This window comes from Pedobacter aquatilis (assembly GCF_032678405.1).
GTDB lineage: Bacteria > Bacteroidota > Bacteroidia > Sphingobacteriales > Sphingobacteriaceae > Pedobacter > Pedobacter aquatilis_A.
Genome location: NZ_JAVTSJ010000007.1, coordinates 185296 through 197719 on the forward strand (window position 1 = coordinate 185296; position 12424 = coordinate 197719).

A 12424-nucleotide genomic window follows, 5' to 3' on the forward strand; every position below is an offset into this window, starting at 1 on the left:
TTTAAAAAATGTTTACCGGAATAATTGAAACCCTTGGCGAAGTAACGGCCATTAAAACCGAACATACAAATATTCATTTTACCATAGCTTCATCAATAAGCCATGAATTAAAAATAGACCAGAGTGTGGCGCACAATGGTGTTTGCTTAACCGTTGTTGCTTTAAATGATGGCTCACATACCGTAACGGCCATTGATGAAACATTACGAAAAACAAGTCTTGGTAATTTAAAAGTTGGCAGTAAAATAAACCTCGAGCGTTGTATGCAGATGAATGCACGGCTGGATGGGCATATTGTTCAAGGCCATGTGGACCAGACTGCGGTTTGTATAAAACGTGAAGAACTGGATGGAAGCTGGGAATATCGTTTTAAATACGATGTATCTTCAGGTAATGTTACTGTAGAGAAAGGTTCTGCATGTGTTAACGGTATTAGTCTTACTGTAGTAAACTCAACTGCCGATGAATTTTCTGTTTTCATTATACCTTACACTTTTGAACATACTAACCTTCAGGAAGTTCAGGTTGGCGATACGGTAAATCTTGAATTTGATATTATTGGCAAATATGTTGCCCGTTTAATGGGTAGTAAATAATTCGCTGGAGCTTTAAGCAGGACAGTACAGGACAGTTAGCTGAGGAATATTGGATAATATAGGGTAAAGAATATTTTTCCCTATATGAAATATTTACTCAATAAAGCCGCTGGCCTCGTAATTATTATGCTATTTTCAACAGTATCACAACTTTTCGCTCAAAAGCTTTCAGTTACAGATCTAACTGTAGAAAACCTTACCAATCCTTTAAGTATTGATCAGCCGAAGCCTCGCTTTAGTTGGAAAATTGTTTCTGCAGAGAAAAATACAAAGCAAACTCACTTTGAAATCAGATTGGGTAGCCAGGCAGACTTGACCAGGAATACCATCTGGAAAGCTGATAAGAAAAGCGAAACTTCCGTATTGTTAGCCTATGATGGTAGTACTTTATCTTCCAAAACTAAATACTATTGGCAGGTAAGGGTCAAAGATAATCATGGTAATACCTCTGTCTGGTCTGCAGTTCAGTATTTTCAAACAGGACTAAAACCGGAAGATTGGTCTGCCCAGTGGATCACCGTTTCGGGAAAGGACTCTCTACCTTCCAGTCCTTATTTTCGCAAGGAAATCAGCCTGAAAAAAGTAGTACGATCTGCAATGATTTATATCACGGCAAAAGGTTTGTATGAGGCTCATTTAAATGGCGCTAAAATAGGTAATCATTATTTTGCACCTGGATGGACAAGTTATAAAAATCATATTCAATATCAGGTTTATGATATTACCAAAAACCTGAAACAAGGAAACAATGCAATAGGTGTAGTTTTAGCTAACGGTTGGTATAAAGGCAGGATTGGCTTCAGTAACCGGAGTCAGTTTTATGGCGATATGAGGGCATTTCTAATGCAACTTGAAATTGAATATACCGATGGAACAAAAGAAGTTATAAATAGCGACAACACCTGGGAAACCGCAAATGGCCCGATTGTTTCAGCTGATATTTATGATGGTGAAACCTACGATGCAAGGCTTGAAATCCCGGGATGGGACAGAATAGGTTTTGCGGCATCGGCTTCATGGAATACTGTTCGTATACTCGATAAAGGAACTGAAAAACTGGTAGGTATGAGTGGTCCACCGGTAAGTAAACATGAAGAATTTAAAGCACTGAAAATATTTAAAACACCAGCAGGTGAAACCGTTGTCGACTTTGGACAAAATCTGGTTGGTTGGGTGATACTTAAAGCCAAAGGTGCTGCGGGAACAAACATCACACTGAGCCATGCCGAAGTTTTAGATAAGGCAGGTAATTTTTATACCACTAACCTCCGGACTGCTAAACAGCAAAACAATTATATTCTTGCTGGTAAAGGTGAGGAAACTTTTGAACCTCATTTTACCTTTCAAGGCTTTAGGTATGTGAAAGTTGAAGGTTATCCCGGTGAGTTAAAATTAGATGATTTAAAGGCCGTGGCGCTCTACTCGGATATGAAAACTACCGGGAAATTTACTTCATCAAATCCATTGTTGAACCAATTACAACATAATATTCAATGGGGACAGAAGGGAAATTTTGTTGATGTGCCGACTGATTGTCCACAGCGTGATGAACGTTTAGGCTGGACCGGCGACGCACAGGCCTTCGCAAACACAGCGGCCTATAACATGGATGTTTCAGCATTTTTTACAAAATGGATGAAAGACGTGAGCGCCGACCAGTTGGCAAACGGAAGTGTTCCATATGTTATTCCGAACGTATTAAACCCAGGTGATGCCGGCTCTGCAGGATGGGCAGACGTGGCTACCATAATTCCATGGGATATGTATGTTGCCTATGGGGATAATGGAATTTTAGAAGCGCAGTATCCCAGCATGAAAAAATGGGTAGATTATGTATCATCGGTAGCCAAAAATAATTTATGGAATAGTGGCTCGCATTTTGGCGACTGGCTTTTCTATCGTCCAAATGATGATAATGATGGTCGTGCGGCAGTTACCGATAAATATATGATTGCCCAAACGTTCTATGCACATTCCACCCAGTTACTAATTAATGCAGCTAAGGTTTTGGGTAAGAACGATGATGCCGCTTATTATGGCCAGTTGCTTGAAAAAATAAAAACGGCTTATGTAAACGAAAACATGACTCCCGCCGGAAAGCTCGTTTCCAATACGCAAACGGCTTATGTTTTGGCCTTGCAATTTGATATGCTTCCTGAAAATCTTCGTCCGCAAGCTGCAGAGCGTCTGGTTCAGAATGTTAAAAGCTATGGCAATCACCTTACCACAGGTTTTCTGGGAACACCTTACCTATGTCATGTATTGAGTAGGTTTGGCCATGAGGATGTTGCCTACAATTTGTTAATGCAGGAAAGCTATCCTTCATGGCTTTATCCTGTTAAAATGGGGGCAACCACCATATGGGAACGTTGGGACGGACTTAAGCAAGATGGAACTTTCCAAACACCAGATATGAATTCTTTTAACCACTATGCTTATGGGGCAATTGGCGACTGGATGTATAAAAATATTGCAGGTATAAATCCTGTAGCAGAAAATCCGGGATATAAGCATATTTTGATTAAGCCAACTCCCGGAGGAAATTTAACCAGTGCCAGTGGAGAACTGGAAACCGTTTATGGTAGCGTTAAATCGGCATGGATAATTAAAGATGGTATTTTTAAACTCGATGTAACCATTCCCGCGAATACCACCGCAACTATTATTTTACCTAATACAACTAAAAAAGAAGAAGTAGGTTCTGGTAATTATCATTTTGAATCTAAATACTAAAAATTAATTTTGCAGCTTCTTAGCAAAGGAAATTTATGTATAGTAGAGAAGAAGCAGCACGTTTACGCCAACAATTCTGGATTAGTTTTGGGCAATATATGAAACCTGTTCCTTCAGCGAGTGGCAGTACGGTAAACTGGATTAATTATAAAACAGGTGTTAAGCACATTTATTTTAAAATGGATGTGGATAATAAAAAAGCAAGTATCGCTATACAATTGGTTCATCCTGATCCAGGTATCAGAGAATTGATATTTAATCAGTTTGAGGAATTTAAGTTAATGTTAACCAATACCACGGGTGAAACATGGGACTGGATAGAAAACGCAACTGATGATTTGGGTAAAACGGTAAGCCAGATAACCATTACGCTTGAAAATGTAAATATCTATAATCAGCAGCATTGGCCACAGCTGATCTCTTTCTTTAAACCAAGAATCATCGCCCTGGATGAGTTCTGGGATAATGTTAAACCCGTTTTTGAAGATTTAAGTTAGTCAGCAGTTTTTAACTGTTCCATGCGGGTTTTTACATATTCAATTTCATCTTTATCACTTTCGGGATTTGGTTTACTTTTCAGGTAAAGCTTATAATATTTTTCGGCCTGTTTAGGCTTATTATATTTGGTGTCATAAAGAATAGCAAGGCGATAAAGGATTACTGGCGAAGCTTTATATTCCAATCCTTTTTTTAATGCTGAATTGGCCATATCAATTTTATTAGTTTCCTGATAAATTAATCCGAGTAGGGCATAGTAGTCTGATGTGTTCGGAGAAATTGCTTCCTGAATCGTTTTTTTTGTATAACTGGCAGCCAAAGGATAATTTTTCAGTGCCCGGTAACAAAGTGAGGTATAATAAAGTGTACCTTCATTAGATAAGCCCATTTCTTCAAACAGCTTATATTTATCAATTGCTTTCTGGTACTTTTTGGTGAAATAATAGGCTTTGGCTACATCTTTAATTACTAAAGCATCTTGATCTACAGCTAAAATCTGTTCGCCTGATGTGATTACTTCATCATACTTTTTTAAAAAATTAGCGTATGGAAGTATCGCTTTTTTTAAAATGATATTCCCGGTATCGGCAGCGATGGCGATATTTAATACTTTATAGGCTTTTTGCTGTTCCTGCCGCGTGCCATAAACTTCCGATAAGTCGTAAGCTACATCTCCCTCCAGTGGATTAAGTTTGCTTGCTTTCAATAGGTATACAAGTTTCAGGGAATCTTTCGAGGTGTACATGTTGGCCAATAGCTTATAAACATTAAAATTATTGCTGTCGATTTTTACGATTTCACCATAATAAAGTTTTGCCTTTTCCTGATTGCCACGCCTGGCATTTATGCTGGCCAAACTAAAAAGTGTTGGCAGGTGTTGTGGTTGCTGTTTGTAAGATTTGAGATAATATTGTTCTGATAACGGATAATTGCCCGCCATTAAATAGCAATAACCAATTTGCGTAAGGATTTTAACCTCTTCAACATCATTGCCATATACTTCCTTTAAATAATTTGCTGCATCAGCGTAACGCTGTGTCTGGTAAAAATCGAAAAGTTTTTCTTTGTCTAGTGATGCCGGATTTTGACCATAAACAGTTATGGAAAATAAGAAAAACAAGGGGAATAAGTGCAGCTTTTTCATATTCATTAGTTTTTAACTAAATTATTAGTTGTTTTTGAGAAATCCAAATTTGTTGTTAAAGATTCTGGAAATAAAAACAAAAACGACATGAGCGGGTTTATTATCTGATTGTTTAATAATTAAAATAAGAACCTATGAATACTTTAAAGAAGTTCGAATTAATGGAAAAGATTGTGCGTGAATTGGAAGATTTACAGAATTCTCAGCAGGCACTTATTCAGAAAATTTCAAAAATTGAAGTCGATAACATTGAGTTAAGTGATAAACGCCTGGAAAAAGATTTACCAGATATTCATCAAAATCTTGCAGATAACTTAGATACAATCTCAGGTATTTTAGATTACTTTGCGGATAAGACCCAAAACTTCGGCGATAAAAACAATGTAGATGCGCTCAAAGAACAAGAGGCAATTAATAATGCAACAAATTAAAATCATTTATAATTTATGAAATCTCTCTATCTCTCCCTGGCCTGCTTATTTGTAGGCTTCTGTGCAAGTGCACAGGTTTTACCTTCATTCCAAATGGGATTAAAGGCTGGTGTTAACCTTTCGAAATTCGATACTGAAAACACGTTTAGCAGTGATAACAGAACCGGTTTTTATGGTGGATTATGGGCGAGATTAGGTGGAGCGGGAATCTTTTTTCAGCCAGAGCTTTATATTTCCGGTAAAAAGGCAAATCTGGTAAGCGATGCAACCGGACAGGTGAATAAGGTGAGTTTTACAAGTCTTGATGTGCCATTATTGGTTGGTACAAAGTTTGGTGCAGCAGGTGTAGGTTTACGCATTAATACCGGGCCGATGTTTTCATTGATTTTAGATGATAAACAAAGCTTTGGACAAGCTACAGGAAATGTATTCAGCGGTAATTTTAAAGATCAGGCTGTTGCATGGCAATTCGGTGCAGGGCTTGATATTAAAAAACTTAGCATCGATGCCAGATATGAACTTGGTTTATCTAAACTGAACAAAGACGGTTACCCGCCAACAAAACTGAACCTGTTTACAATTGGTTTAGGTTACAGATTTTTATAAAATTCTTAATCACTTTAGGGAAAGGGCAAATTGGATTAAATTCATTTGTCCTTTTCTTTTTTTGTGTTGATTTCATTTTCAATCGCGGTAAGCTCATAAGCATACGCACCGTTTTTAGGGATAATTGGTGTTTCCCTGCCTACACTTAAAGCTTTAATAAAGGATGCGCCAAAGTAAAATATTAACGAAGAATAAAATACGAAAAGCATAATGACGATAATTGATCCTGCCGAGCCGTAAATGTTGCTGATGTTGCTTAATGGCAATAAAATCCTTAAAATATATTTACCAGCGGTAAAAAGACAACCTGTTAACAAGCCGCCTGAAATTGCCGCACGCCAGGTGGGCCTTCCATTGGTTAAAAACCTGAAAAGTATGGTAAACCAGGCGGTTACAATTAACACAAATACAGCCTGGTTAATAACCGATGTGGCGATCAATTCGAAGGAAGGGGAATTGGTTTTAAGGAAAGAACCGATAATTGCCTGGACGCTATCAGCCAAAAGGCCGATTAAAAATAGAATTCCGGCAAGAAGGATAATGGTAACTGAAATAGCCCTCGATTTTAAAGTATTAACAATTCCTTTTTTCTCCTGTAAGCCAATATTCCAGATTTGTTCCAGCGAATTTTTAATTACGTTGAAAAGCGTTGTAGCCACAAAAAGGAAAAATATAAAACTGAACAGCGTAATATACCATTCCTGATTAATACCCCTGATATTTCTTAAGGTTAGCCTGATTTGAGCAATGCTCTCATCATCAAGAATATTGTTTAACCTTTGGAAAATATGTGTAACCAACAAACGCCTGTCGGTAAATAAACCAAATAACCGGATTAAGATAATAAGGATGGGGGGAAGGGCAAAATTGGTGAAGAATGCTGTAGCGCCAGCAAGTCGTAAAGGATCATTTTTCTGAAATAGGTTGAATGCCTTTCTCAAAGTAGCGAAAAAAAACTTTAAATCTTCTTTTATCAGTGATGGCATTCCTCCGTTTTTAAACTAAAAAGCCCGAAAATACTAAAAATAGTTTGTTCGGGCTTAAGTGTAAATGTTAATATTACTAATCTACCTTTTTAAAAATCAAAAGTGTTTGTTCTCCTTTAAGCAGAAAAAGCTTGTCACCTTCAATTTTTGCATGATCAGTTTCATTTAATGCATTTAAATAGGCAGTTTCTTCTGAAGCAGTTTCCTGGCAAAACATTCTGGTTCCGAAGATATTTTTCAGTGCTACCTTGTTCTCGTTTATTTCCACTTTCCCTCCATAACTGTTACAGAACGATTTTCCACTAACATTTAAGCTGTCGTTAAAAACCATAGTCGCTTTCGCTGAAGCCGGAAGTGTTTTTCCAACAAGTTGTGTTAATTCCCACTTTGAACCTTTTAATTTTTCAGGGTCTAGTTTTTCGAGGCATGAGCTTAATAAGCATAATAAAACGCTGCAGATAATTAGATTTTTCATAGGTAATGATTTTAATATTTCCCTCAAAAACCAATCCAATAAATCATTGTATTAAAGCCTTCTTAGTTCTTTTTCTTCAAAAATTCTGTTTTCAAAACGATGATTGTACCATTAACTTTGCCTTCAATAGCCTTTGGATCCTCCGTTAAACGAATGTTTTTCACTGTTGTACCTTGCTTAATATCGGCCGCCATACCCTTAACTTTTAAAGTCTTGATTACACTTACCGCATCGCCATCATTTAAAATGTTGCCATTACTGTCTTTTGTTTCCATTGTATTGGTTTTAGCAGGCGAAATTAGAATTTAAAATCAGATTTTTCAATGCTCATCCAATAGTGGACTTTCCCATTATAATCGAAAAGCCCTGATTTTATCAAGCCTGCTTTTTCGAGAACTTTTATAGATGAGGTATTGTCAATATCAGCGATGCCGATGATTTCGTTAAGCCCCATTACCCTGAAGCCATAATCCAGAACAGCTTTTGCAGCTTCGGTAGCATAACCTTTACCCCAATGGCATTGAATAAACCGATAGCCAAGATCATAATAATTAGTATGGCCATTATGAGTTTCAAGCATCAGTTTTAAACCAGCCCAACCAACAAAGTTACCTGTTAACTTTTCGATTACGGCCCATCTACCAATCCCGTTGTTAATATATTGAGCACGGATGAATGCAATATTTGCCGCACTTTCTGCCTCAGTTTTAAAAGGGTTATTCCCCCAAATAAAGGTGAACATCAGGGTCAGCATCCATCTCAAACATGTTATGAACATCTTCAGGTATAATTTCTCTTAATATCAGCCTTTGCGTTTCAACGAAAACCTTCATGCTTTTCTTTTAAATATTATAGCGCAAATTAGTGAAACAACCAATCCAACTGGAAGAATTTCCATATAAGTGAACAAGATAATTAATAAGGGATTCTTATACATTTCTTTATAAGCCTCCATCTCTTTAGCTTTTTCAGCCATTTCAGGCGCAGAAAGCCCTTTCTTACCCGCCTCTGCCAATGCATGAGCAGTATATTTATCCATAAAATCAGGAACAAAAAGGTAATACTCAATCAGCCAGGCAATCACGTACATTGTTGAAGCAATTAAACATATGTAAAGCCCAATCCTAAATGCTTTTCCAAATGAAATGAATCCTCCTGAATGTTTATCACGGTAGCTTTTTACGCCAACAAAAATAAAAGAAAAGGCAAGCAACATAGATGCATACCCAATGAGCATACTGCCCTCAAAATCTGAACTGTTGTAGCAGTTTGTTATTGAAAGAAGCATTAATGCCGACACAATCAAACCGGCAATCAGGCCGAATACAATTACAATTTTTTTCATCTTTAAATAATTTTGATTAATTTTTTAATGGCCTGAAATTGCTGCTAAAATCTTTTTCGATGGTCATACTTTCGGGTGATTTTTGAAATAACTACCCTTTTCATACTAAAGTATTATGATTTATTTAATGAGGCTTAGCCTTTTCGCCATCTCAACTGCCTGCGTTCTCCGCTTAACTTCCATCTTTTCGAAAAGTCTGGAAATATGTGTTTTAACCGTGTTAAGTGATACGAATAAATGATCTGCTATTTCCTGGTTACTCAAGCCACCCGACATTAACCCGAGCACTTCTATTTCACGTTTGCTTAAATTTAGTTTTTCCAGTTCCTGTTGATTCAAAATGAAATCTTCTGGTTTATTTACATAAATTTCTTTTTCAATAAGAACTGTGTTGACTTTCGGTTTGGTTAATTTCAGTGCCAGCCAGATACCAAGACCAGTAAATAACAAGGCGATTATCCCTGCATAAACTTCAAAAGCATGGCTCATAATGATGAACCTTAACTCCAGCCATTTTAATAAAAATAAAAGTATAGCCAGCGAAATACCATAAAGAATGATATTCCTGTTTCTAGCAATTAAGTTTGGTTTAAATGGCATTAGTATTTCTCCTTATCAAAAATAGCGAAAATTTAATGTCGCTTTCGTTTTTAAAGAAAGTGATATTTAACAACATAAATACAATTTCAGTTATAAAAACGTAAATAAAAGATGATAAATTAGCTGATAAAAAATACATCTCTTTATGAAACCAGCATTATTAGCACTTTTTTTATCCGTCGCATTATTTTCTTGTAAACAGGGGAAATTAGAAAAGGCATATACGCCAAGAGCATTAGCCACCGACGAAAGTTTTAACGAATTCCCTAAAGAAAAGGGGAATGCCTTAAAAATTTCTAAAGTTGATTCAAGCCGTAAAGACGGCGATTTATTTGTGTTGAAATTCAGGGACACCGCTATTTTGGTTCAGGATGGTTCAAAGCCATTGGCAAACAAATTCTATCAGCCCAGATTTTTAAACAGCCAAAAAACAGCGGCACTGGTTCAGGTTTTAGACAGTACCGGCAAAGGGTCTCCATTTTATATTGTTTCGCTTAAAAATGAGCAGCCTGAAGTGATTTCTTTAGCAAGGCCATCAAATGGCGCTAACGATAGCAAAATTACCGTTGGGCCTGAAGAATTAAGTCTTAGTACCGTTTTAATAAACAACGATTATATTATCACCCTAATCAATGGTAAGGTTTATCCTGTTAAACGCCAGAATGAGGCAGAAAGAATTCAGGGAAAATTTCTGTTTAATTCACCAGATAAGAAAACACTTGTTTTTGCTACACCCACTTCACTTTATCAGGTAAATTATGTTACTGGCGAAGCAGAAAACCTGGCCGCATCTGCAGCCACGCTTAATCCTGCCTCAGTAGCTTCTAATGTTCAGCAAAACTATCATTTCGAAAAAAATGTAAAAGGAAATTATAAACTTGTAAAAACCGATAATAATAAAATTGTTGATATCAGCGAGTTTAAAAAATAAGTGGTTTATTAACCATTGTTCTAAAGGTCAGGTTTATTCTTGGCCTTTTTGTTTTTTTGGTGGGCGGTAAGCGATGCAACCAGTTGGTCTGGGTAGCATCGGCCATAACCAGCAAGCTTCCATGTTCTAAAAAGGTGCTAATGGTGGCCTTCGTTTGTTTATGCTTAAAGAGGAATTTTCTTTCGGCGCCAAAACTCATCGATGCAATGGCCGAATCTTTCGCCAGTGCTTTCTCATCATCGCTGTGGTAAGCCATGCCTTCATCACCATTGTGGTACAAATTAAGCAGGCAGGAATTAAAGGTTGTGCCTGTTTTTTCTTCTGCAATTTTTTTTAGCCTCAGAAGCGCAGGTGTCCAGGGTAATGCGGTTTTCGAGGCTCTTGAGTAGGTATAAGAGTAATTTTCATCGCCATACCAGGCAACTTTTCTTTTGGTAATGATGTGTTTGCCCATAATAAAAGCCTCATCGTTTTTCCAGTCGATATGATGCCATAACTCCTCGAAATAATCGTCGGCCTCAACAGTTGTGAATAGTTTTCCAAAATAATTTACCCGGCCACCATATGGCAAAAGGTTTTGATTTTTATCTATTGATGTACTGAACAAATCCATTCCTGATATTTCCCTTTTAAACAATGCCCGCAGGGGCGAAAACCATTTTTCAATGCTTCTTTTTCGCTCTTGAAAAACACCCTGTTTTCACGTTTCATACGTTTACCCGATTTACAGTTGAGTAAGCCATAAATCTTTAACTTTCTGTTGCCTGCGAAACAAATTTCCTTATTTTTTATTTGAATTTTAACCGAAGCCGAAGTTATTTCCCAATGATTAATCACCATTGCTGTGGTTTGTTTTTGAAGCTTCCCAACCAATCATTGCTGCCTTTCTGTCTAAACCCCAATGATAACCTCCAAGGGCACCACTCGATTGAATAACCCGGTGACAAGGGATTAAAAAAGCTACAGGATTATCGCCAATAGCCGTTCCAACTGCTCTGGAAGCATTGGGGTTTTGAAGCTTTTGAGCAATGGCTCCGTAGGTAGATAATTTTCCCATGGGGATTTTAAGCAGGCTTTCCCAAACCTTTAGCTGAAAATCCGTTCCCTTGAGGTGGAGTTTTAACTGTGGCAGTTTGCTCCAGTCGTGATTGAAAATAAACAGGGCATTTTGCTGCTCTAAATCTGTAATCTGTTTGAAGTTTGCTGCCGGAAACTGAAGCTTCAGATTAGTTATTGCTTCATCTTCGTCCTCATAAAAGGAAAGGTGGCAAATGCCTTTTGGTGTTGATGCGACTATAATGTTGCCAAACGGACTTTGTGCAAAGCTATAATTGATCTTTAAGTTTTCACCACCATTTTTATATTCGCCAGGTGTCATCCCTTCAATATTGATAAACAAATCGTGTAGCCTGCTCGATCCGGAAAGGCCTGTTTCCATTGCCGTATCAAATACACTTTGATTTTCTTTAAGCAATTGCTTCGCATAGGTAATACTGGTGTATTGTAAAAAACGTTTCGGACTTGTACCAGCCCATTCGGTAAATAGCCGCTGAAAATGGAAAGGACTTAAATTTACCTTTTCAGCAATTTCTTCAAGCCCCGGCTGTTTTTTAAAATTTAACCGGATATAATTTATCGCTTCGGCAATCCGGTTGAAGTTAATCTCATCCTGTACTTTCATCATATTATATTTATACACAAAAGTAGTTTGGTTTTCGGCTTCAAACCACCCGAAACTTGCTGAGTTAGCTCACTAAATTTAAGACTTCCTTTTTTACAGGAATTGTATAACCAGGTTTTCCCACTCTTCGTCTAGTGTTGTTTTCGGCCGGCTTTGGTTTGCTTTCCGGTACCAATAATCGGCATTCCAGTTATCGCCTTCTTTGCGATGAAGATAAGCATGTACATGCGCAGATGAAATGTCGTTTAATTCGTCAACCTGCTTATGCGCTTCATGCCAGTTGCCTTTACCATCGTACCAAAGCGCCAGTAGCTGAACGGATAATGAAGGATCGGGCTTGTTATCTTTTAAGGAGGCTTTAAATGCTGCTAAACTTTTCATGGCCTGAATATATTAAT

The 12424-nt window shown here is 37.4% G+C and carries 17 protein-coding genes; 6 read left to right on the forward strand and 11 right to left on the reverse strand.

The annotated features are described in order from the left end of the window. Window positions 1-8: 8 nt before the first annotated feature. The 3 genes from R2R71_RS18720 (at window position 9) to R2R71_RS18730 (ending at window position 3826) form a co-directional block, all read left to right on the forward strand. Complete coding sequence (locus tag R2R71_RS18720; RefSeq protein ID WP_316832811.1) at window positions 9-596, forward strand: riboflavin synthase; 588 nt, start codon at window positions 9-11, stop codon at window positions 594-596. A gap of 84 nt (window positions 597-680) precedes the next feature. Then, a complete protein-coding gene (locus R2R71_RS18725; protein ID WP_316832812.1) occupies window positions 681-3329 on the forward strand; it encodes a glycoside hydrolase family 78 protein in 2649 nt (882 codons plus the stop codon). Window positions 3330-3364: 35 nt separating this feature from the next. Next, a complete protein-coding gene (locus R2R71_RS18730) occupies window positions 3365-3826 on the forward strand; it encodes a DUF4268 domain-containing protein (RefSeq protein ID WP_316832813.1) in 462 nt (153 codons plus the stop codon). Here the strand turns inward: R2R71_RS18730 and R2R71_RS18735 are convergent. Beyond that, on the reverse strand, window positions 3823-4971 hold the full coding sequence (locus R2R71_RS18735; protein ID WP_316832814.1) for a tetratricopeptide repeat protein: 1149 nt from the start codon (window positions 4969-4971) through the stop codon (window positions 3823-3825). The two genes, R2R71_RS18730 and R2R71_RS18735, sit on opposite strands and share 4 nt — an antisense overlap. Window positions 4972-5105: 134 nt before the next feature. Here R2R71_RS18735 and R2R71_RS18740 point away from each other — a divergent pair, with 134 nt between their 5' ends. Together R2R71_RS18740 and R2R71_RS18745 are read left to right on the forward strand one after the other, a co-directional pair. Beyond that, a complete protein-coding gene (locus R2R71_RS18740; RefSeq protein WP_316832815.1) occupies window positions 5106-5402 on the forward strand; it encodes a hypothetical protein in 297 nt (98 codons plus the stop codon). 15 nt (window positions 5403-5417) lie between these two features. Beyond that, window positions 5418-6008: a porin family protein gene (locus tag R2R71_RS18745; protein WP_316832816.1), complete on the forward strand. Its 591-nt coding sequence runs from the start codon at window positions 5418-5420 to the stop codon at window positions 6006-6008. A 41-nt stretch (window positions 6009-6049) separates the two neighbouring features. On the opposite strand, the gene R2R71_RS18750 is transcribed toward R2R71_RS18745, so the two are convergent. The 6 genes from R2R71_RS18750 to R2R71_RS18775 form a co-directional block, all read right to left on the reverse strand. After that, a complete protein-coding gene (locus R2R71_RS18750; RefSeq protein WP_316832817.1) occupies window positions 6050-6994 on the reverse strand; it encodes a YihY/virulence factor BrkB family protein in 945 nt (314 codons plus the stop codon). 76 nt (window positions 6995-7070) lie between these two features. Further along, entirely contained in the window at window positions 7071-7469 is a 399-nt protein-coding gene (locus tag R2R71_RS18755) for an META domain-containing protein (protein WP_316832818.1), read from the reverse strand. Window positions 7470-7531: 62 nt separating this feature from the next. Then, window positions 7532-7744 (reverse strand): alkylphosphonate utilization protein, encoded by a 213-nt coding sequence (locus R2R71_RS18760; protein ID WP_316832819.1) that lies wholly within the window; start codon window positions 7742-7744, stop codon window positions 7532-7534. A 23-nt stretch (window positions 7745-7767) separates the two neighbouring features. After that, window positions 7768-8211 carry a GNAT family N-acetyltransferase gene (locus tag R2R71_RS18765; protein ID WP_316832820.1) on the reverse strand — a complete coding sequence of 148 codons (444 nt, stop codon included), beginning with the start codon at window positions 8209-8211 and terminating at the stop codon, window positions 7768-7770. 87 nt (window positions 8212-8298) lie between these two features. Further along, on the reverse strand, window positions 8299-8814 hold the full coding sequence (locus R2R71_RS18770) for a DUF4199 domain-containing protein (RefSeq protein ID WP_316832821.1): 516 nt from the start codon (window positions 8812-8814) through the stop codon (window positions 8299-8301). A 120-nt stretch (window positions 8815-8934) separates the two neighbouring features. Next, window positions 8935-9414, reverse strand: coding sequence for a response regulator transcription factor (locus R2R71_RS18775; RefSeq protein ID WP_316832822.1), 480 nt, complete (start codon window positions 9412-9414; stop codon window positions 8935-8937). 145 nt (window positions 9415-9559) lie between these two features. Between R2R71_RS18775 and R2R71_RS18780 the strand changes: the two genes are divergently transcribed. After that, on the forward strand, window positions 9560-10345 hold the full coding sequence (locus R2R71_RS18780; RefSeq protein WP_316832823.1) for a hypothetical protein: 786 nt from the start codon (window positions 9560-9562) through the stop codon (window positions 10343-10345). Here R2R71_RS18780 and R2R71_RS18785 read toward each other — a convergent pair. The 4 genes from R2R71_RS18785 to R2R71_RS18800 form a co-directional block, all read right to left on the reverse strand. Next, window positions 10335-10958 (reverse strand): alpha-ketoglutarate-dependent dioxygenase AlkB family protein, encoded by a 624-nt coding sequence (locus R2R71_RS18785; protein ID WP_316832824.1) that lies wholly within the window; start codon window positions 10956-10958, stop codon window positions 10335-10337. The genes R2R71_RS18780 and R2R71_RS18785 overlap by 11 nt on opposite strands. Then, complete coding sequence (locus R2R71_RS18790) at window positions 10934-11185, reverse strand: Ada metal-binding domain-containing protein (protein ID WP_316832825.1); 252 nt, start codon at window positions 11183-11185, stop codon at window positions 10934-10936. Before R2R71_RS18790 ends, R2R71_RS18785 begins: the two co-directional genes overlap by 25 nt. Then, on the reverse strand, window positions 11175-12026 hold the full coding sequence (locus R2R71_RS18795; protein ID WP_316832918.1) for a methylated-DNA--[protein]-cysteine S-methyltransferase: 852 nt from the start codon (window positions 12024-12026) through the stop codon (window positions 11175-11177). The genes R2R71_RS18790 and R2R71_RS18795 overlap by 11 nt, the downstream gene beginning before the upstream one ends. Window positions 12027-12119: 93 nt before the next feature. Next, window positions 12120-12407 (reverse strand): hypothetical protein, encoded by a 288-nt coding sequence (locus R2R71_RS18800; protein WP_316832826.1) that lies wholly within the window; start codon window positions 12405-12407, stop codon window positions 12120-12122. Between the last annotated feature and the right edge of the window lie 17 nt (window positions 12408-12424).